At 61.7% G+C, this 21,194-nt stretch carries 17 protein-coding genes and 1 riboswitch; of the genes, 9 read left to right on the forward strand and 8 right to left on the reverse strand.

Annotated elements, in window-relative coordinates:
* Nucleotides 1-117 precede the first annotated feature (117 nt).
* A complete protein-coding gene (locus H7688_RS17105) occupies nt 118-1,251 on the reverse strand; it encodes a trans-sulfuration enzyme family protein (protein ID WP_183362413.1) in 1,134 nt (377 codons plus the stop codon).
* Nucleotides 1,252-1,254: 3 nt separating this feature from the next.
* Nucleotides 1,255-2,394, reverse strand: coding sequence for a trans-sulfuration enzyme family protein (locus H7688_RS17110; RefSeq protein WP_183362414.1), 1,140 nt, complete (start codon nt 2,392-2,394; stop codon nt 1,255-1,257).
* Nucleotides 2,395-2,465: 71 nt separating this feature from the next.
* A riboswitch (SAM riboswitch) is annotated at nt 2,466-2,572 on the reverse strand.
* A 580-nt stretch (nt 2,573-3,152) separates the two neighbouring features.
* On the opposite strand from H7688_RS17110, the gene H7688_RS17115 reads away from it, so the two are divergent.
* Nucleotides 3,153-3,731, forward strand: coding sequence for a Ros/MucR family transcriptional regulator (locus tag H7688_RS17115; protein WP_183362415.1), 579 nt, complete (start codon nt 3,153-3,155; stop codon nt 3,729-3,731).
* A 147-nt stretch (nt 3,732-3,878) separates the two neighbouring features.
* On the opposite strand, the gene H7688_RS17120 is transcribed toward H7688_RS17115, so the two are convergent.
* The 6 genes from H7688_RS17120 to H7688_RS17145 form a co-directional block, all read right to left on the reverse strand.
* Entirely contained in the window at nt 3,879-6,887 is a 3,009-nt protein-coding gene (locus H7688_RS17120) for a hybrid sensor histidine kinase/response regulator (RefSeq protein WP_183362416.1), read from the reverse strand.
* Between the two features lie 467 nt (nt 6,888-7,354).
* The gene (locus tag H7688_RS17125) at nt 7,355-8,359 is read right to left on the reverse strand and encodes a sodium:calcium antiporter (RefSeq protein WP_183362417.1); all 1,005 of its coding nucleotides are present in this window, start codon (nt 8,357-8,359) and stop codon (nt 7,355-7,357) included.
* A gap of 73 nt (nt 8,360-8,432) precedes the next feature.
* The gene (locus H7688_RS17130; protein WP_183362418.1) at nt 8,433-9,350 is read right to left on the reverse strand and encodes a PLP-dependent cysteine synthase family protein; all 918 of its coding nucleotides are present in this window, start codon (nt 9,348-9,350) and stop codon (nt 8,433-8,435) included.
* A 164-nt stretch (nt 9,351-9,514) separates the two neighbouring features.
* On the reverse strand, nt 9,515-10,039 hold the full coding sequence (locus H7688_RS17135; RefSeq protein WP_183362419.1) for a hypothetical protein: 525 nt from the start codon (nt 10,037-10,039) through the stop codon (nt 9,515-9,517).
* Between the two features lie 354 nt (nt 10,040-10,393).
* Nucleotides 10,394-10,552 carry a hypothetical protein gene (locus tag H7688_RS17140; protein WP_183362420.1) on the reverse strand — a complete coding sequence of 53 codons (159 nt, stop codon included), beginning with the start codon at nt 10,550-10,552 and terminating at the stop codon, nt 10,394-10,396.
* A 167-nt stretch (nt 10,553-10,719) separates the two neighbouring features.
* Nucleotides 10,720-12,171 (reverse strand): DUF3943 domain-containing protein, encoded by a 1,452-nt coding sequence (locus H7688_RS17145; protein WP_246329861.1) that lies wholly within the window; start codon nt 12,169-12,171, stop codon nt 10,720-10,722.
* A 543-nt stretch (nt 12,172-12,714) separates the two neighbouring features.
* On the opposite strand from H7688_RS17145, the gene H7688_RS17150 reads away from it, so the two are divergent.
* The 8 genes from H7688_RS17150 (at nt 12,715) to H7688_RS17185 (ending at nt 21,191) form a co-directional block, all read left to right on the forward strand.
* Complete coding sequence (locus H7688_RS17150; RefSeq protein ID WP_183362422.1) at nt 12,715-15,189, forward strand: AMP-binding protein; 2,475 nt, start codon at nt 12,715-12,717, stop codon at nt 15,187-15,189.
* A gap of 23 nt (nt 15,190-15,212) precedes the next feature.
* The gene (locus H7688_RS17155; protein WP_183362423.1) at nt 15,213-16,472 is read left to right on the forward strand and encodes a spinster family MFS transporter; all 1,260 of its coding nucleotides are present in this window, start codon (nt 15,213-15,215) and stop codon (nt 16,470-16,472) included.
* 361 nt (nt 16,473-16,833) lie between these two features.
* Complete coding sequence (locus H7688_RS17160; protein WP_183362424.1) at nt 16,834-17,091, forward strand: phosphopantetheine-binding protein; 258 nt, start codon at nt 16,834-16,836, stop codon at nt 17,089-17,091.
* A 178-nt stretch (nt 17,092-17,269) separates the two neighbouring features.
* A complete protein-coding gene (locus H7688_RS17165; RefSeq protein WP_371873202.1) occupies nt 17,270-17,974 on the forward strand; it encodes a lipoprotein insertase outer membrane protein LolB in 705 nt (234 codons plus the stop codon).
* A gap of 206 nt (nt 17,975-18,180) precedes the next feature.
* Nucleotides 18,181-18,477 carry a hypothetical protein gene (locus tag H7688_RS17170; protein ID WP_183362426.1) on the forward strand — a complete coding sequence of 99 codons (297 nt, stop codon included), beginning with the start codon at nt 18,181-18,183 and terminating at the stop codon, nt 18,475-18,477.
* A 147-nt stretch (nt 18,478-18,624) separates the two neighbouring features.
* A complete protein-coding gene (locus tag H7688_RS17175; RefSeq protein ID WP_183362427.1) occupies nt 18,625-19,701 on the forward strand; it encodes an AI-2E family transporter in 1,077 nt (358 codons plus the stop codon).
* 221 nt (nt 19,702-19,922) lie between these two features.
* Nucleotides 19,923-20,891, forward strand: coding sequence for a hypothetical protein (locus H7688_RS17180; protein WP_183362428.1), 969 nt, complete (start codon nt 19,923-19,925; stop codon nt 20,889-20,891).
* A 12-nt stretch (nt 20,892-20,903) separates the two neighbouring features.
* Nucleotides 20,904-21,191: a hypothetical protein gene (locus tag H7688_RS17185; RefSeq protein WP_183362429.1), complete on the forward strand. Its 288-nt coding sequence runs from the start codon at nt 20,904-20,906 to the stop codon at nt 21,189-21,191.
* Nucleotides 21,192-21,194 lie beyond the last annotated feature (3 nt).

Genomic DNA, 21,194 nt, shown 5'->3' on the forward strand with positions numbered 1-21,194 from the left:
TCCACTTGCGGGAGAGGGTTAGGGTGAGGGGGAGGCTGCCACGAAGGTAACTGGCTCTTTCATCTCCTGCGGTTTCCCCCACCCCCTGGACCCCTCCTGCAAGGGGCGGGGTGTAGCCTACTTCAGGAAGCGCTCCAGGTCGGCGATCAGGTCCTCAGGGTCTTCAAGGCCTACCGAAAGGCGAACCAGGGTGTCCTTGATACCGCGCGCTTCGCGCTCTGCCGGTGGCATGGCCGCGTGGGACATCTTGGCGGGGTAGGAGAGGATGCTCTCGACGCCCCCCAGGCTTACGGCGAAGGCGGCGAGCTGCACCCCTTCCAAAAGGCGCTTGGTGGTTTCGAAGCTTTTCAGCTCGAACGAGAGCACCGCACCGGGGCCGCTTGCCTGGCGCCGGTGGATCTCGTAACCCGGATGTTCCGGCAACCCCGGGTAGTAGACCTTCTGCACCGCCTCCTGCTGCTGCAGCCAGGCAACGATTTTCTTAGCGCTCGACTGGCTCTCCTCCAGGCGCACCTTCAGGGTCTTCAAGCCGCGCAGGACCAGCCAGCAGTCCTGGGGCCCCAACACGGCACCGAAGGCGTTCTGGATGAACCGCAGGCGTTGGCCGAGTTCCTGGGTCGCGGTTACCGCGAAGCCGCAGATGACGTCCGAGTGGCCGTTTAAGAACTTGGTGCCGCTGTGCAGCACGATGTCGCAGCCCAACTCCAGCGGGCGCTGCAGGTAGGGGGTCATGAAGGTGTTGTCGACGATGGTCAAAAGACCGCGCTGCTTGGCGAGGGCCACGCAACCGGGGATGTCGCTTATCTTGATGAGCGGGTTGGACGGGGTCTCCAGGTAGAGCGCGCGGGTCTGCGGGGTGATCGCCGCGGCAATCTGCTCCAGGTCGGTGGCATCAACGAAGCTCACCTGCAAACCCCACCCGGTGAAGAGCGTGGAGAGCACCCGGAAGGTGCCGCCGTAGACGTCTTCGCAGACCACCAGGTGGTCGCCCGGACGGAACAGGAGGAAGGTGGAGGCGATGGCGGCCATCCCCGAGGCAAAGGCGAGGCCGGTCGTCCCTTTCTCGAGCTTGGCTACGGCATCTTCGAGGGCCTCCCTGGTGGGATTACCGGAGCGTGCGTAGTCGTAGCGGCCGAATTGGTCGAAGGAGCGCTGCGCGAAAGTCGAGGTGTGGTAGATCGGGTGGCTCAGCGAGCCGTGCTCCGGGTCGATGGGGTTCCCCCCGTGGATCAGTTCGGTTGCGAATTTCATCCCTTAGTCTCCTTCGAAGGCCTGCGCCAGGTCGGCGATCAGGTCGTCCTTGTCTTCAATTCCCACCGAAAGGCGCAAGAGCAGGTGGTTGATCCCCAAGCGCTTGAGGGTCTCGGGCTCGATATCGGCGTGGGTCTGCACCTGCGGGAAGGTGATCAGGCTCTCCACGCCGCCCAGGCTCTCGGCGAACGAGATCAACTGGGTCTTCATGAGGAGCTGGTTGACCAGTTCCGGTTCGGTTACCTCAAAGGCGATCATGGCGCCGAACCCGGTACCGCGCTCGGCCATGAGCTCGTGCCCGGGGTGGTCCTTGAGGCCGGGGTAGTAGACCTTGCCGACCTTCGGATGGCTGCTGAGCCAGGTGGCGAGTGCCTGGGCGTTCTCCTGCTGGCGGTCCATCCTCACGTGCAGGGTCTTGATGCCGCGCACGGTGAGCCAGGAGTCCTGGGGGCCCAGCACCGCACCGGCGCCGTTTTGGTGGAAGTAGACCAGCTCGGCGAGCGTGGGATCCTTCACCGTCACGAGGCCGCAGACCGTGTCGTTGTGACCTGCCAGGTACTTGCTGCCGCTGTAGATGGCGATGTCGGCACCCAGGTCCAGGGGGCGCAACAGGTAGGGGGTCAGGAAGGTGTTGTCCACGATACAGAGGAGGCCCCGGTCCTTGCAAAGAGCGGCGAGCGCTGCCACGTCGGCCACCTTTAACAGGGGATTGGTGAGGGACTCGACAAAAAGTGCGCGGGTATTGGGCTGGAGCGCGGCACGCACCGCCTCGAGGTCGCTGGTGTCCACGTAGCTGAAGGAGAGTCCGAACTGCTGGAACAGCTTTTCAAAGAGCCGGTAGCTGCCGCCGTAGAGATCCTCGGTGACCACCAGGTGATCCCCCTGGCGGAACAGGAACATGAGGCTCGTGATGGCTGCCATGCCGGAGGCGTAGGCGAAACCGCGGGCGCCCCCGTCCAGGGTCGCCATGCCGACCTCGAGGGCCTCGCGGGTCGGGTTGCCGGACCTGGCGTAATCGTAGCCGGTACTCTGCCCCAGTCCGGGGTGCCGGAAGGTGGCGGTCTGGTAGATGGGGACGGTGACGGCTCCGGTCCTGGTCTCCCGGTCCAGGCCCACCTGGGCTGCCTGTGTTGCGATCTTCATCTGCTACCTCCTAAAAGAAAAGTCCCCATCCGGGGGGCGGAAGGGGACTTCATAGGCGACTAGTCCGCGCTTCCTTATCTACCGGAACGTTGCCGTTCCGCAGGATTTGGCACCTTCCCCCTGGGGGGAGGTTGCCGCGACGTCATCGGGCCAGTCCCTCGATCGCTCTAGATAAGTTGCTGCTATGTGGTTAGGCAATGCTGGTCTACTAATACTTAAATGCACCATTCGTGTCAACTATAAAGTCTCTCATTTTCCCAACTGCATTGGTGTGGATTCAGCCCGCCTCATGCCGGCCCCGAGCGGAGGGTTGAACCACCTGCCGCCTGTCGGTTTTGGTATCTGGAGCAGACCGTTCCTGATGGCTATCGCGGTAGTTGTTTCGCCCCTTCGTCTGTATTAAACGGTGCCTCAGTTCCGGCACACGTGATTGTAGCTACCTATTTCACAGGTTGTACATTGCCAACTCCGATGGCAGCACCGACTAAGAACGGGATGATCTGCTGCAAGTATTGTGGTCGACAGTGAGGTCAGGTCACAGGTCGCGAATAACCCGGTACCTGCCAATATAAGCGCACGGGACACCCGGTTTTCAACCCGACGAAACTGTCAGACTAGTGGGGTGAAACCGACTCTGGCACCAGGTAGATCCGTTCTTGAGGTGATTACTTCAACAGACTGAATTATTCTCATTGACAAAGGCTACAGATATGTCAATATACCCTTAATTATTAATTTCAGTTCCGGAGGAACAATCAATGGCAACGTTAGTGGAAATCGCTGCTCAGATCGTAGCATCACATGCGTCGAGTACTCCGATGACTTCAGACCAGCTTATATTCGAAATCGGCAAAGTACACAACGCTCTCAAGAACCTCGAGGCAGGTCAAAGTATCGAGGGAACCGAAGAAGTAAAACCGACTGTTACTGTGAAGGATGCCTTTAAGAAAGGCGAAGTAGTTTGCATGGTCTGCGGCAAAGGCGGGTTCAAGACTCTGGCGCGTCACCTGAGCACCGCCCATGGCATGAAGCCGGGCGAGTACAAGAAACAGTTCGGCATCCCGAGCAAGCAGGCGCTTTCCGCTAAGAACTACTCCGAGGCCCGCCGCAAGATGGCCCAGGACCGCGGGCTCGCGGACAACCTCGCCAAGGCACGGGAAGTGCGCATGGCCAATATCGAGGCCAAGAAGGGCGCTCCGGCTAAAGCCGCCAAGGCTGCCAAACCCGCCAAACAGGCAAAGCCGGTTGCCGAAGCAAAACCGGCTAAAATGACCAAGGCGGTCAAGCCGCCCAAGGCCGCCAAGCCGAGAGGTCCCAAGGCCAAGACCGTAGCCTAATTCCTGCCAGACCAGAAAAAAGCCGCCCTGATAAAGGCGGCTTTTTTTTATTCCGTGGTGCAGCTAGGTTGCGCTGCCGCTCCCGTCCCACCTCGTGGTACGCTGGTGCACAAGAGGCGAAAGCAGCGGTTCTTTGCCCTGCCACGCTTACCCTTTGTTCCGGGCGATGATCTCCTTCAGCGTTACCTCGAGGTCGTGCAGCGAGTACGGCTTCGAGACCACCCCCGAAAACCCGAACTCCCGGTACCTCGCCATCACCAGGTCCTCCGAGTAGCCGCTCGAGGCAATGGCCACCGCGTCCGGATCGATCTCCAGGAGCCTTTTCACGGCATCCTTGCCCCCCATCCCACCGGGAATGGTGAGATCCATGATCACCGCGTCGAAACGCTGGCCGCCGGCCAGATCCTTCTGGTAGACCTCCAACAGCTCCTCTCCGTCCGACACCACTACCGGCTGGTAGCCAAACATGGCGAGCGCCGCCTTGGCCATCTCGCGGATGGCGTCTTCGTCGTCCATGAGGAGAATTCTCCCTCCGCCGTTTGCCGCAAGCGTTTCAGCGCTGGGCTGTTGCACCGGCACCTCGGGTACCGCCTCATCCTGCGCAGGGAGGGTAATGGCGAAGGTGGTGCCGTGGCCGCGCCGGGAAAATACCTTGATCTCACCGTCGTGGTTCTTGATGATGGCGTACACCGTGGCGAGCCCGAGACCGTTGCCGGTCGCCTTGGTGGAGAAGTAGGGATCGTAGATCCGGCTCAGGTCTTCTTTGCTGATGCCGGTCCCGGTATCTTTGAAGGTGATCCTGATACGGTGCTGGCGGTCCTCTTCATCCATAGGGAGCACGTTCTCGGCCCGGATCAGGATGGTGCCCCCCTCGGGCATGGCTTGATCGGCATTGATGACCAGGTTGCTGATCACCTGGCTCATCTGTCCGGTATCGATCTCGGCCGACCAGAGATCGGGTGCGATATCGAAATCGCAGCGCACGTTGGAACCCCTGAGCGCGAAGGTCGCCGAGTCGGTGAGCACCTGGCTGATCGAGGTGAGTTTCTTCACCGGCGCACCACCCTTCGAGAAGGTAAGCAGCTGCTGGGTGAGGGCCTTGGACTGCTCGGCACCCTTGCGCGCCCGGTCCAGGAAGGCCGCCGCCTGGTGCTCGTCGGGAAGTGTGGCGCGGGATAGGGCGATGTTGCCCATGATCCCGGTGAGGAGGTTGTTGAAGTCGTGGGCGATGCCTCCTGCCAGGATCCCCAGGGACTCCAGTTTGCGGGCCTTGAAGAGCTCCTCCTCGATGCCGCGCCGCTCGGTGATGTCGCTGAAGACCAGGACCGCCCCGGGTATCGCCTGGTTGCGGTCCAGGATGGGCGCGGTCTTACTGACGATAATCCGTTCGGTGCCGTCGCGCGCTACCAGCACCCCGTTTCCGGACTGCTCGACGACCTCCCCGGTGCCAAGCACCCGTGCTATGGCATTCGCCTTGGGGGTTCGACTGCGCTCCTCGATGACCCGGAACACCTGGTCCAGCGGCAGGCCGGCAACTTCCTCCTGGTGGTACCCGCAGAGCTCTTCTGCCACCCGGTTGAGCAGCACGACCTTTCCGGCGGTATCCACGGTGATGACCCCGTCACCGATGGAGCGCAGCGTCACGGCAAGGCGCTCCTTTTCACGCTGTAGAGCGCTTTGGGATGCCTTGAGCTCGGTGACGTCGGCAATGCAACCGACCAGGGCCCGCAACGAACCGTCACTGTTTTCCAGGCGTCGCCCTGAGAGGTATCCCCAGAAATCGCTGCCGTCCCGGCGCCGGTAGTGGCGCTCGACTGCCACCGAGGCCAGTTCCCCGCTGATGATCCTGGCCGTGAGGGTGGATCCTTCGTCCTCTTCTGAGGGGTGCAGCCAGGTAAGGTAGCTGGTCCCCAGAAGCTCAGCCAAGGAGACCCCGAACATCTCCGCCATCCGGCGATTGGCGAAGCTGATCCTGCCGTCGGGGGAAACCAGGACGATACCGACCTGGGAGGCCTCGAAAATGACACTGAGGCGCTCCTCGCTCTCCTTGAGCCTGCGCTCGACCTCGGTGCGCTGGGAGATGTCCTCGTAGACGCCCAGTACACCTACGACGCAGCCGCTGTCGCCGTGCAGGGGGATCTTGGTGGTGTCCACGATGACCTGCGACCCGTCTGCCTGCAGTTGGGTTTCGGTCAGGTGGTATTTGGCGCGGTCCAGGCGCATGACCTCGCGGTCGTCGCGGCGGTAGCCCTCGGCCTCCTCGCGTGACCAGGGGAGGTCGAAGTCGGTTTTTCCGACCACTTCGCTGGGCGAGGAAAGGCCGGCGGCACGCGCAAAGGCGTCGTTGCACCCTGCGTAGACCAGGTTGGTGTCCTTCCAGAAGATGTTCTGCGGAACGGCGTTGATGACCAGCGAGAGCATCTTCTCGCGCTGGCGCAGCGCCTCGGCGACCTGCTGGTGCTTGGCGATCTCGTCTTCGAGCATGGTCGCCTGGAGTTGCTGCTCCTCTTTGACCAGGGTCTGCTCCGTCAGGTCTGCGATGATCCCCACCAGGCCGTATTCGGCCCCGTTGTCGTCCAGCAGCGGCACTTCGATGAAAAAGAGGGTGCTGGTTCCCCCGGTGGTATGCCGTACCGACTGCAAGGTGCCGGGGAGGCGCGGATCGCGACTCGGACAGGCGGCTTCCAACGCCTTGACGATGTCCACCTCCCGCGAGTCGAGCTGGCTGGGGAGCTTTCCGAGAATCTCCGTACGGGGGAGGTGCAGGCAGCCGGTGAAATGCTCGTTGCAGTCGCAAAAATTGCCGCTGGCATCCTTCAGGTAGACCGGGTGCGGCATCGCCTCCAGGAGGGCCTGCACCCGGCGGTCACTTTCAGCGTGCTGCGACGCGGTTGTTTCGATGAGCCAGTGAAAGTATTGGGGGAGGGGGGAGCCGCCTGCCAAAGGGGTGATGGTTGCCCGCAGCGTACCGCCGGCAGCCGGGGAGGCAAGGCGCACCTCCGCGCAGCAGCTTCCGGAACGTAGCGCCTGGTCCATGAAGTGCTGCAGGGACGGGGCCTGCGCTGCCGAGGCGGGGGCCAGCAACTCCGTCAGCGTCCGGCCGACCAGCCCGTGGGCCGTGCTGTCGAACAGCGCGGCAGCCGCAGGCGAACACATGCCGACTACCGTGTCCTGGTCGGTTACCAGGACCGCACTCGGCGGAAGGCTTCCGCCTCCGTCCGTCGTTCGGCGCGGGACTGCGGTTCCCGGGTCAGGGGGGGGCGTACCGGGTTGCTCAGGTACCGGGTTTCCCGCTGTCTGTCCCAGCGGGGGAGTCCGCCGGCCGGCTCTTTCGGGCCAAAACTGCATACCACCTCTCACGAATCAGGCACTATCCTGGCGGGCTTCTCGCCGGCTAGGTGTGCCGTTGTTACCTCAGGCCGGAAAACCTACCTCTTGGTATCGGCACAACTAATTAAAACTAAAGCAGGAAAAATCCGATGCGGCCGCACGGGAAGGGTCGGCGGCGCGGGTGAGCATAGTGAGGCAGGGGGCGGGGGGGCTGTTTTGTCAGGTTTCGGGGGAGGAGATCTCCGCTGGTCAGGGTCCTGGTGGCCCGACCGGCGGCAAAGGTGGTGCCGGTATCAGAGTTTGCCGAGATAGATGAGGACCAGAAACAGGGCGTAAAAGACGCCGCCGGCCAGGAGGGTGACCGGGGTGAGCGAGCGCTTGATGCGCAACTGCGCGTAGGCAAGGCCGATGGAGGCGAAGGTCAGCAGTACCGTGACGAACGCGGCATGGTTCAGCTGCCAGGGGGTCATCATGATGCCTATCGCGGTGATAACCGAGCTTTGGAAGACCATGGCGCCGGTTATGTTGCCGATGGCCAGGGTGTCCTTTCCCTTGTTGATCCAGATGACGCTGTTGAACTTCTCGGGAAGTTCGGTGGCGATGGGGGCAATGATCATGGAGAGGATGAACGGGGAGATACCCATTTCGTTCGAAAGGAGTTGGACCTTCTCGACGAAAATGTAGGATCCCCAGACGATGAGGAACAGCGAACTGAGGACCTGGGAGAGGATCAGGGCGAAGTGCGGGTCGTGAGACTTGGGTGCGAAGTAACAGGGGTCGAGATCTTCCTCTTCCACCACGTGGTTCTGGGTTCCCTTGATGGTCTTCAGGGCGTAGGCGCCGTAGCACATGAAGAGCGTCATGGCGATGAATACCTTCAGGATCGGATGGGTGAGGAAGGTACAGAGGATCGCCAGGGAGTACAGCGAGAGAAAGTACTCCATGTCGCGGCGCATGACCACGGGGTCGACGCGCATGGTCGGGTAGTCGTCGCGCTTTTTCCGGTTGAAGATGACGGCAAGGCCGCTGATGAACAGCGCCAGGGTCCCCAGCATGAAGGGTGCGCCGATGATGGCTCCGACGCCGATAGCGTGACCGGCCTCCTTGGTGCCGAACATGATGGCGATGATCGGGACCAGGGTCTCGGGCAAGGCGGTGCCGATGGCGGCAAAGATGCTCCCCACGGCGCCGTCGGAGAGGTTAAGTTTCTTGCCGAACCACTCAAGGCCGTTGGTAAAGACGGTGGCGCCGAAAAGGATGATGGCGAGCGCCAGAAATAGCATCAGGATGTTGCCCATGAAAACTCCTCGAAGGTAGCTGCGGATTTAAGCGGTGTGGCGCGGTTGGGGGAGGGGAGGCCTCCCCCGGTCTTTAGGGGGGACATTCGGCGCACATGGATTTGAAGAGGTTGGTACTCAGGTAGCGGTCGCCACGGTCCGGAACGATGACCACCACGGTACCCGAAGAGAGCTCACGGGCCAGGCGCAGCGCCCCGGAAACCGCGGCTCCGCCGGACATGCCGCAGAAGATCCCCTGCCTGCTGGCCAAAAGCCGCGCGGTTTCGAAGGCGTCGTCGTCCTGCACCACCAGCTTGTGGTGGTAGGCGCCCGGATCGTAGATGGCCGGAACGATGGCTTCTTGCATGTTCTTGAGCCCCTGGATCTTGTGCCCCAGCACCGGCTCGACCGCCACCACCTGCACCTCGGGTTTCTTTTCCCGGAAGAAGCGGGAAAGCCCCATGACGGTGCCGCTGGTGCCGATCCCCGCCACCACGTGGGTCACCTCTCCGCCGGTCTGTTGCCAGATCTCCGGGCCGGTGGTTAAGTAGTGAGACAGGATGTTGTTCGGGTTGGAGTACTGGTTGGGCATGTAGTAGCGGTCCGGGTCCTCGGCGAGGATCTTGTGGGCCAACCGGATGGCACCGTCGGTCGCCTCGCACCCGGGCGAGAGGACGATCTCGGCTCCGTAGGCCTCCAGCACGCTGCGGCGCTCGACGCTGACACAGGCCGGCATAACCAACTTGATCCGGTAGCCGCGGGCCGCGGCGATCATCGCGAGGGCGATGCCGGTGTTGCCCGAGGTAGGCTCCAGTATCACCTTGTCAGGGGTCAGTTCTCCGCTTGCTTCGGCAGCAAGGATCATCTGGCGGGCCGGGCGGTCCTTTACGGAGCCTCCGGGGTTGTTACCTTCCAGCTTGGCCAGGATCCTGACGGCCGGGAGGCTGGAGAGGGAGCCGATCTCCACCAGCGGCGTAGAGCCGATGGCCTGCAACAGACTTTCACCTTTCATGTGCGCCTCGTCATGTGGAATATGGAGCTATCCATATAATCCTTCCGCGGGGAGAAGGTCAAGGACGTTGACGCAGTGCAACCGTTTTTTTGCGAAGTGAAAAGAGGGCGGGGCGGCAGGTTATGCCACGCCCGACCTCTTCGGGTTTACCTTAACTTCAGCGGTCAGCGGCCGCGCTCATCCCCGCGCTCCGGACCATGGCCGCGCTGCTCGCCACCGCCCCTGTGTTCGCCACCGCCCCTATGTTCGCCGCCGCCCCTATACTCGCCGCCGCGCTCCGGGCGCCCTTCATGCCGCTCGGGTCCGCGACGATCTTCAATGCGCCCACGGTCGGGCCGGAAGTATCTGCCCCGGTACCCTTCCCGGTCCCGCGAGTACACGCGGTATTCGCGGTCACGGTATTCGTGGATCCGGTTGACCTTGTAGCGGCGCAACTCGTAGGGGAGCTCGCGGTGCCGCACCCTTATCCAGTCGCCACCGTAGCGCGAGGTGCGGTACCAGCCGCCGCCGCGGTAGATGTAGTAAATGCCACCGAGGTAGTACATGTCGTAGGGAACCCCCACCGCAACGCCGAAACCGAGTTCAGGCGGATAGAGGAATTCGGGTGGTTGTTCGATCACCACGGGCGGGCCGCCCACGTTGATACTGAACGAAAAGTTGCTGGACGCCTGGACCAGGGTCGCTGTCATAACGAGAATAGTTAGCGTTACTGTCAGAATTCTTCTCATAGTGCCTCCTTGTCAACCGGTCGCACTGTATCAGGCAACCGTGGGACCCGTTGCGCTTCTGGTATTTTACCTCATAGCATACGCAATGCCAAACAAACGGAGTCGATAACTAGCTAATCTACCGTCATGGTTGCACAGATTGCCGACCTGGTTCAGGATCGGCTGCCTTAAATGCGTCCTTGTTACCCTATCTGGGGTGATCCGCGTGGCGGATGAAAAACGGGTGGAGAGAGCCTTTGGGGGTGATGCCTAGACCTGTAGGGAGGGGGGCGATTGCGCCTCGAGAAGAGACGGTGGAAGAGGAACGCGGAACTCTCAGTACCTGCGGTCGTGCCACTCTCCGTGGCGTCCGTGCTCGTAGTAGTGGCGGTGGCCGTAGTATCCGTCGTCATCGTAGTACCCGGGCCAGATGATACAGCCAGAGATCTGGGCCAGGAGTGCCAGTAACAGGGCGAGCGTGGTGATACGTTTCATGGTGAGCCTCCATCCTGGCAGCGCGAGGAGGCCGGGCAGTTCTTGAAAGTTCGTTCGTCCGGAGCAGGCGCTACCTGCTCTATTTTCGCAGAAAACTGCCCCGATGCGCAACTCAGTGCAGGGAGCCATCCTGCTTCCCTGCCAGCTGGCACGCTGCCGGCGCGTGGTTACCGGCTCCCCAGGTCCCGCCACTCGACCGCTCCCAGGTGGGAATCACCGAGGAAGGTGTAGACCAGGCTTATCGTTCCATCGGCTTGCTTGCTGCGTGGCAGGGATCCATAGTGCGCATAGCGCAGCGACTCCACGAATTGCAGCCCGATACCGTGACGGCGAAACACCCGTACCGTGAAGCCGGTGTTGATCCGGGCGATCTGCTCGTACCCCTCGGCATCGTCGGAACCGGTACCGCTTACGTAGTAACCGCGTCCGATCAATTCCAGTGCGGCCCTGTTGGCAAAGAGCATGCGCAAGGCCAGCAGGACCTGGGGTGTCGCGCCGTAATGGTAGTCGCGCATGCCGAGATCCACCGGGGTCTTGCCGGCCGCTCCGAACCCGAAGCCACCAAGGACCGTACCCTGCAAGGCGATGGCCGGTGCCATCCAGTACTGCCCGGTGGTTCCCAGGGAGAGTGCCGTGGTGGAGACCCGGAAATTGGTGGGCGACAGGTAGTCGTAGCCGCCGTAGATCCCCCAGATGCCGCGATAGTTCTCGCCGACGTGGTAGTCCCGGCCGACCAGCAGGCCGCGCAGGAGTACGTAGCTGATCGGGTTCTGTGCCTCGGAGAGGCCACCTATCTGGAAATCGAAGTAATCGAAGGGGCGGCGGTAGGTATACCCGGGCTTGCCGGGCAGGCCGTAGGACATCTGGAAATCCAGTACCGCCGCCTGCCGCCCATTTCCGCTGACGCTCGCCCCCAGGCGGGTCCGCCAGAAGAGCGCAGGGTCGTGGCTGGGAAAGATCGGCTTGAACCATTCCCCGAAGGCCCAGCGGTTGAACCCGGTCGGCGGAGAGAGCAGGGCCGCGCCGGCCTCGTGCCAGGCATCCGGGCGCGGCGCGTCTTCCTGCAGTACCAATTGGGACATGCGGAAAAGTGCTTCCCCCAAAAGACTGCCGGAGTTGCCGGTGGTGATCAGGTCGTTTATCGAGGGGCGGCTGGTCTCTCCGGCCATCTCCCAGGTGAAGCTTCCCAGGTTGCTGTAGATAAGGGACTCCCAGAAGTTGAGGCCCGCGGACCGGGCTATGCCGTACATGGTGGCCCCCTGGTAGGGGTGCCCAATCTGGTTGACGTTGAACGGGTCGCGGTCGAAGGTCCAGTTCTGCTTTCTCAGGTGCTGCCAGATGGTGGAGGGGTTGCTGTCGTAGGTACTGCTTCCTTCCTGGGTTTTGGTGTGCAGGAAACTGCGGTCGTAGAGGTTGAGGAGCACCAGAAAACTCGGGAGTTCGATACCCGGAATCAGGTAACTTCTTCCGGCGCCGCTGTCCCAATCGAGAACCGTGGAGCCGCCGGTTGTCCCTTGTGCCGGTGCCGGGGACGCCGCGCCTACGGCTGTGTCTTGCTCGGCAGCAATTCGGCGCCAGCTGAACGCCGGCGGGGAAGGGGGGAGGGGAGTGCTTTGCAAGGACGCCCTCCCCGGCTGGTCGGCCGACTCCGTTTTGCGTGGGGACACTGCCGGTTCTGCGCCGCGGTGCACAGGGGATGCCCCCCGGGCCGCCTCCGCGTCGAGACCTGGTGGGGCGCCGGCCTGGGAGGCCGGCGCGACTAACAGGCCGGTTACCAGTAAAAAAAGCAGCGCTGAAACTAACCGCGTCATCGGGGGCATAGCGTCTCCATAAGCTGGTCCGACTCCTCTGGTGCACCCCTGACCCAGAAGAGCGAAGGGGAGATGGGTGAGTCCGCACAGCCGAGAGCCTCGTTCGTTACTGAAACAGCGGGAAAACCTCAGGGACTGGCACAGTGATGTGGGGGACAGAGTCGTAAATGATATTAGTCCATGCAAATGTAACGGCATGAGCTTATCATAAAATCTGATATTTTCAGTTTTGCTGCTATCCTTGCTGCGAACCGGACCGAGGGTGACTCAGACCGGATCCGGGTGCCTTTGAGAGAGTTCCCGGCATGCATCGGGTAGGTTGGCGGCTGGGTGGCACAAGGAGTGACAGGTATGCAGACCCTGATAGATCTTTTCCGTACCTTTCCTGGGCTCGGCAACAAAACGGCCTTTATCAACCGCACCGGCATCCGCAGGTTTGTCACCAGCTATCGAGACTGCTACGATCTTGCCCTGAGGATGGCCAGCCTGCTCGAACAGCAAGGGGTGCAACCCGGTGATCGGGTGGTGCTCTGGGGGCCCAACTCTTCCTGGTGGGGGGTGGCCTACTGGGGGATCCTGGTGCGGGGTGCCATCGCGGTGCCGGTCGACTTCATGTCGGACCTGGCACGCGCCGACAGCATCCGGCGTCTGACCGATGCGAAGCTCGTGCTGCAGAGCAGGTTCAAGGTCGAACGGATCGCCGCCGGCACCACCCTGCTTTTGGAACACCTGCCGTTTCTGCTCCCCGAGTTGCCCCCCAGTTCCCTTATCAACGAACCCAAACCCGACGACATAGCGCAGCTCATCTATACCTCGGGGACCACCGGGAACCCCAAGGGGGTGATCCTCACCCACCGGAACCTGGCGGCCAACATCGTGCAGATCAACAGCCAGGTGCCCATCATCACGCCGGAGTTCTCGTTTCTTTCCCTTTTGCCGCTGTCCCACATGTTCGAACAGATGGGTGGATTCTTCACCCCGCTCTACCGCGGTGCCACGGTGATCTACCTGGGCGCGCTCAAGCCGTCAGCGATCCTGGAGGCGCTGGCCGAGGAAGACGTCTACGTCATCATGTCGGTCCCCAGGCTCATGCAGCTGTTAAAAACGAGCATCGAGCGGGAACTTGCCGAGAAGCACCTGGCAGGTGTTTTCGCCAAGCTGTCCCGGTTCGCAGAAGGGACCTCGATGCAGGCCCGCAAGCTGCTCTTTTACCCGGTGCAGCGCAAATTCGGGCGCAACTTCACGGTCTTCGTCTCGGGCGGCGCGCCGCTATCCCCGGAGCTCTTCGCCTTCTGGTTCAACATGGGGTTTACCGTCCTGGAGGGGTACGGGCTGACCGAGACCGCTCCGGTGCTCTGCGTCAACACCATGCAGCGCCAGGTGCCCGGATCGGTCGGCCCACCCTTGCCGGGGGTGGAGCTGAAAATCGAGGACAAGGAAGTGCTGGCTCGCGGCGCTAACGTGTTCCCCGGCTACTACCAAAACGAGGAGGCGACCCGTGCCGCCTTCAGCGCCGACGGCTGGTTCAAGACCGGTGACCTGGGTGAGATCGGCCCGGACGGCTGGCTGACCATCAAGGGGCGCGAGAAGGAACTGATCGTCACCGGGGCAGGGGTGAACGTTTACCCTGACGAGGTTGAGGCGGTGCTCAACAAGGTGGCGGGAGTGAAGGAAGCCTGCGTGATCGGCCTGGACCGGGGCGGTGGGGAGGAGGTGCATGCCGTGCTCCTCCTGGACCATTCGGGTACCACTCCGGACGCCATCATCGCCCAGGCCAACAAAGGTCTCGACGGGATGCACCAGATAACCGGCTACACCGTCTGGAAAGAGCCGGAATTCCCCAAGACCACCACGCTGAAGATCAAGAAGTTCGCAGTGAAAGAGGCGATCAAGCAGGGGGCCGAAGAGGGGGCAGCCACCGGGTCGCGGGACAGCCTGGTCAATCTCCTGGCCAAGGTAACCGGAACGCCGGTGGCGCAGATCCGCGAGGACTCGCTGGTGGTCGCCGACCTGGGGCTTACCTCCATCGCCCGCCTGGAGCTGGTGAACTTTCTGGAACAGGAGTACCGGCTCGATATTGACGACTCGCAGATCGGTCCCCAGTCCCGGGTCTCCGACGTGCGCCGGATCATCGAAAAACGCGAGAAGCTCTCCCGGAAAAACCACTACCGGTTCTGGACCAACGCGCCCTGGGCCCGGGGGATGCGCCGCTTCTGGGACCGCGTTTTCCACTATCCCCTGTACCGCAGCTTCGCCCGACTCGAGGTGCAGGGACGCGAGAACCTGTCCCAGATCAAGGGTCCGGTCTTCTTCATTGCGAACCACCTCGGGTACTTCGACCAACCATCGGTAATGTTTGCGCTTCCGCCCGAGCTTCGCTATAGTACCGCGACCGCTGCCTGGGCAGAGTTCTTTTTCGGCGACTACCACGGCCTGAACCGACTCTGGAGGCGTTTCACCTTCGAGTACGGTACCCTGTTCTTCAACCTCTTTCCGCTACCCCAGCAGCAGGGGTTCAGCGCCGCCTTCAGGTTCATGGGGAGGCTCGCCGATGCGGGGATCAACATCCTGATCTTCCCGGAAGGCGCCCACACCCGGACCGGCACGATGCAACCCTTTCAGCTGGGGCTCGGCATCATGGTGAAGGAGCTGGGGCTCCCGGTGGTGCCGATCAAGATCAGGGGGAGCGACGAGGTGCTGCCGCCCGAAGCGAGTTTCCCCCGCAGCGGTACCATCTCGGTCCGCTTCGGCGCACCGCTTACCTTCCGCTTCGAAGAACCGGCCGAGATCGTGGAGATAGCGCGCCGGGCGGTGGAAGAGTTGTAAGGACATCGGAAGACGGAGGACGCATGCCAGCAGAAACCATCTCGCAAAACTACCGCCGCTACGTGCTGGGACTGCTTTTGGCCGTGAACCTCTTGAACTACATCGACCGGCAGGTACTCTTCGCCGTTTTTCCGCTGCTCAAGGCCGATCTGAACCTCTCCGACACGGCTCTTGGTTTCCTGGGGAGCGCCTTCATGCTGAGCTACATGATGCTCGCGCCGCTTTTCGGCTGGCTGGGGGATCACTGGAGCCGGGTGAAACTTGCCGCCAGCGGCCTGGTGGTCTGGAGCCTGGCCACCGCCCTGGCCGGTCTCGCCCCCGGGTACCGGACGCTCCTGGCCGCGCGTGCCACGGTCGGGGTAGGGGAGGCGAGTTTCGGTACCGTCTCGCCGGGTCTCATCGCCGATTACTTCCCCAAGGAGCGGCGCGGCGAGATCCTCTCCTGGTTCTACGTGGCGATTCCGGTCGGCAGCGCGCTCGGCTACCTTTTAGGCGGGATCCTGGGTGAAAAGTTCGGCTGGCATGCCGCTTTTCTCATGGTTGGCCTGCCGGGGCTCGCCCTGGCGCTCCCCATCGCGCTCTTGCGCACCCCGCCACGCACTCCTGCCGCCTCGGCGCACGGCGCACCCGATTCCGGGACGGACCTCCCCGCCGAGGGTTCGGGGAGTTACCTCGACCTGTTCCGGAACCGCTCCTTTGTCTTTAATACCCTGGCCATGGCTGCGATGACCTTCGCCATCGGCGGCCTCGCCCAGTGGATCCCCTCGTTTCTAAACCGCACCCACGGTCTCAACGTGGCCAAGGGGAACACCCTGTTCGGCGGTATCACGGTGCTGGCCGGCATCCTCGGCACCCTCGCGGGGGGGTGGCTGGGAGATCGCTGGCAGAAAAAGAGCCCGGCCGGATACCTGCACGTTTCCGGCTGGGGCTTTTTGATCGGCACCCCCTTTGCCGCCTGGGCCATCCTGGCGCCCGACCTGAAATCCTGCCTGGGCGCCATCTTCGTAGCGGAATTCTTCCTCTTTCTCAACACCGGCCCGCTCAACACGGTGATCATCAACGTGACCCCACCTACCATGCGGGCCATGGCCTTCGCGGTGAACATCTTCTTCATCCATGCCCTGGGAGACGCCTTCTCCCCCTCCATCCTCGGGTGGCTTTCCGACCTCTGGAACCTGCGCAGTGCCCTCTTGATCACTCCGCTTGCCATGGCATTGTCAGGGGTGCTCTGCTTTGCCTGTGGCCGGTTCGTGGTAAAGGACATGGCTCGTGTCGAAAGCTAGCTGCGCATTTCCCGTCTCCTTGTCTGCTCTGATCCTTCCTTCCTTAAAGTCACTGCTGGTGACATCTCTGGATGCTGCTCGCCGTCCCGATCTGGATTTATGTCTTAGCCTCGTTTTCTGCCCAGGCTGGCCCAACTTCCATTCTTAAGACACCCCGGAAAACACTCTCCCCGTTTGACAGCTCCGGTACGTTACAGTATAAAGTTACGGTGGTTAATAAGGGTTAATGTTACTGCGGCACCACTGGCAGTAACCTGTTCGAGGTCCACGAGTCTTTCGACAAGCAGGGTGACTGCAGGTTCTGAAGGGGCGCGGCTGAAGGGTCAGGTAGTGCCGGGAAAGGAGTTAACGGGAGGACGTGATGGGTGAAGAACTCATGTACCAGGTTAAAAACTTCATCATCAACACGCTGCGCAGCGAGGGGCTTACCGTGCACGACCTTGAGCCGGATGTCCCCCTGTTCGGCGAGGGGCTGGGACTGGATTCGGTCGATATCCTGCAACTGGCTACGGGGATGGAACATGCCTTCGGTGTGGTGATTCCCGATGCCGCGGTCGCCTCGCAGGTTTTCCGGTCGGTGCGCAGTATGGCCGAGTACATCGAATTGCACAGTTACTGACGCCGTTGAGTCGGGTCCAGGCCAACTTCGAAAGTTGCCCGAGGCGTCAAACGGGGGAATCCAGGGTCGAGACTGCAGACTTTGCGCAATCAGTACTTGAATGTGGCGTACCGGTCAGGTAAATAGGAACTCCGACGGTTGCATGCCGTACATCTGCCGCGCCTTGTGAGGTTCTCTGGTGTCCTTTAGGTTCGTTCCCCTCTCGTTCGTTCGTTGCCTCGGCGTCTTGCTGGCGGCTATCGCCCTGACAGCCTGTGCCGCCGTGCCGAAACCTTTAACCGGGCTGGTTCCGGGCCGGCAGCTGGAAACCCTGCAATCCTCGGTGTCACTCTCCATGAAATATGGGGATCGCGGCACCAGCGGCCGGGGCTACCTGGTGTTCCGCTACCCTGACCGTTTCCATGTCGCCGTCCTTTCTCCTTTCGGTCTCACGGTGCTCGAGGTTTTCAGCGACGGAGATCGCCTCACCTGCCTGGTACCCGCCCGGCAGACCGCCTACCAGGGACGCACCTCCGAACTGCCAGCCAATGCGATGTTCAGAAGCTTTGCACTTTTCAAGTGGGTGGTGGCGCACCAGGAGGACACCGCTCCGGACCAGTACGGGCAGGAGATCCTGGCGGCAAGCGGGGACCGGATCCGCTACGACAAGTTCGGCCTGATCGAGCGAAAGATCTCTCCCGCAGGGGACCTGGCAGAATTTCACGACTACCGCAACGTAAATGGGGTGGCTTTCCCCGAATCCATCGAGATCAAAACAGGACTAACCTCGGCACGCATCGTCTTTGACGAACCTGAAATCAACGCGACAATCGAACCTTCCGTACTTGAGCCGAACCTGGAAGGTTACAGCGTGCGGCCTCTCGAAGAATTCACCGGGGTCTGAGAGAATACCGTCCTTCGTTCTTCCAGCCAGGATGCTGCCCGTATCGTTTTTGGTCAGGCTGGATGGCTATGAGCACAAGATGCTCGTGACATTTTGCAGCAATTATTACCGTCAGGCTTTTAATAATAGTCTCTCCTTGGTATGCTTTGCCATGAGGGTCCACGTGGATCCCATATCTGCTGCCGAGCTTCAACCAAGGAGATGACATGAAATCCCAATATATCCTCCAGTCTTTGTCAGTTCTTGCCGTAGTGGTTCTGCTCGGAGCGTGCTCGACCAGCCAGGCCGCCAAACCTGCTGCGCCCCCCATGGTACCGGCCAAGCCGATCGCCATCCCTCTGGGGAAAAACTGGCAGGTCATCGAAGAGGCCCCCCAACTCACCAACGAAAAAAGGGGCAATCAGCCGGCGTTTCAGACCGAGCAGTCGGTACAGCCCCCGGGCGCGCCTCCCACGACGCCGTCCGACGTTCGCAAACTCGAGACGCCGAACTCCGGGCGCTGACCCGAGCTATCCTGGAAACTCCCGCCTGAGGTTACCCGAGGGCAGGGAGCCACCAGGTGACCGTTGGTCTCCCCGTGCTGCTGTGCTGCTTCGCCAGCGGTCCCGGAAGGGGAGCGCATCCCTACCAAAAGAGGACAGGTGCCCTTAATGGATAACAAGATCTACCAGAGCTTTCTTGCTGCGTTTTTCACCATCGCCGCTATCGCCGTGATCGGACTTCTCGCCATGCCGGTCGCCGCGCCGCTCGCCTGGGCCCTCATCATCGGTATCGCGACGCTGCCGCACTACAACCGGATACTGAAGCACTTTCCGGAACGGCCGGGAAAAGCTGCCGGCTTGATGGTCTTTATCGTGACCATCTGCTTCATCCTCCCCCTGGCGGCCTTCATCACCACCGTCGTCATCAACGCGAGCGACTGGTACCGCGAGGCCGAGCAGCTGGTTCGAGAATTTGCCCGCACTGGCGCCAATACCATAAGCCATCTCCCCCTGGTGGACCGGCTCACCTCGCTCACCGACAGGTTGGGGGTAGACCTGAAAGGGATCGGAGCCAAGGCCGCTGCTGCCTCTTCTGCGTTTCTGATCCAACTGGCCACCAACACCGCACGCAGCCTGGCGGACCTGCTGTTCACCCTGGCAGTTGCCCTTTTTATCCTCTTTTTCATCTATCGCGATGGCGAACGCACCGTTTCCGCGGCGATCGACCGATTCGCCTCCAATCCTGCAACTGCACACCGCTACGTGAACCAGATCCGCTCCATCACCACCTCGGTCACGGTGGGGACCATCCTGACCTGCTGCGTCCAGGGGGTAACCGCTGGCCTGGGCTACTTCGTGGCAGGGGTCCCGGCCCCGGTTCTCTGTGGGGCCCTCACCGCGGTTGCCGCACTCATCCCGGTGGTAGGTACCGGTGTGGTCTGGGTCCCGCTGGTGGCGCTCATCGCCCTGAACGGTGCCTACCTGAAGGCGGGGCTCCTGGCGCTGTGGTGCGTATTGTTCGTCGGCCTGGCCGACAACGCAATCCGACCCTTGGCCATCGGCGCCACGGGGGACATACCGGTTCTGGCGATCGTACTTGGCGCCATCTGTGGTGTTTTCAGTCTCGGGATCCTCGGCCTTATCCTGGGGCCGGTCCTCTTTGCCATCCTGATTTCTCTGTGCGCGGATCTCATCCACCCGCAAAAGGTCGTAGCGGACGACGCTGCTTCGCAAACCGGCAGCTGAAGCTGGATGAACAGGCTGCAGGCGCTACCCGCGCCTTGGCGCTTGAGGGTTGCTTTTCCCGAGAAGGGACAGCGGCCTTTTTTGCGTCTCGAGCCTGACACTACTTCCCGGGGGACTCGTAGCAAAGGGATGGAAGGCTTTCCACAATTGGGAGTATTATGGTTCACAGGTAGTACCACACCTTTCAATGAGAGTTATCTGCTGCTCTACCGGGAGGTTCTATGACAGGAAACAGGGAACGCCTCCTGCCGGGTTGGCTACGAAGAGGGATGCTGCTGTTCCTGCTCCTTGCCGCCGCTGTTACCGGCAGCCCGGCATCGGCCGAGGAAGCGGTAACCGGTGCGGCCCGGGCGCTACTCGCCAAGTATCCGTCGGTTGCCCCCAAACTTCAGAAAAACCTCTTCGGCGCGCCGATTTACCTCGAGTCCTTCGAGAACAAGGGGACCGCGGAGGTCGACATGTACGGGGTGTTCGGCCACACGTTCCACCAGGTGAAAGACACCTTGGCGGTACCGGCAAACTGGTGCGACATAACCTCGCTGCACATCAACATCAAGGCCTGTACCGCGAAAAAAACGGGGAGCACCTGGCTGGTGACCTTGTACAGCGGCAGGAAGTACTACCAGCCGCCGGGCGATGCCTACCCGCTCAAGCTCACCTTTCGCGTGGTTGCGCAGCAACCGGACTACCTCAACGTGACCCTCCAGGGAGACCAGGGGCCGCTGAGAACCAAGGATCACCGGATCAGGCTGGAAGCGGTGCCGCTCGACGGTGGCAAGAGTTTCGTCCATTTCAGCTATTCCTACCGCACCGGCACGATTGCCACCATGGCCATCAAAAGTTACTTCGCCACGGTGGCCCGGGACAAGGTCGGGTTCAGTACGGTAGCCGGCCCGAACGGGAACCGGGTCCTGGTAACCGGGGTGCGGGGGGCGGTGGAGCGAAACGCGGTGCGCTACTACCTGGCACTGGAGTGTTTTCTGGATGCGCTCAAGACGCCGGAGAAGGAACGCTTCGAGCGCAGAATCGGCGAGTGGTACGATCTGACCGCGCGCTATCCGCGTCAGCTGAAGGAACTGGAGAAAAACGAGTATCTCGCCAACAAGCGGCGGGAGCAGCAAAATCAGTTGACGCTGCAGGGGGAAGCTGCCTTGCTTCCCGGGGGAGGGAAACCTGACGAGGATACCTGAGGAGGTGTACCGATGCGTGTAAAATCAGTGATCGCCCTGGTTCCGGCCGTCGTGCTTGCCGGAGCCCTCACCTGCGGTGCAGAGACCGCAACCGAACAAAACCAGGACACCGGTCGGGACGTAAAACGGACCGACCAGGGTGTCGGACACGAGATAAAAAAAGCCGGCCAGAAAACCGGACATGAGATCAAGAAAGCTGCCAAGAAGACCGGTAAAGCCTTGAAAAAAGCGGGCACTGCAACCGGCCAGACCATGAAAAGAGCAGGTGAAAAGACCAAGGAGACGGTGAAGGGAGAGTAACAG

The organism is Geomonas limicola (assembly GCF_014193675.1).
GTDB lineage: Bacteria > Desulfobacterota > Desulfuromonadia > Geobacterales > Geobacteraceae > Geomonas > Geomonas limicola.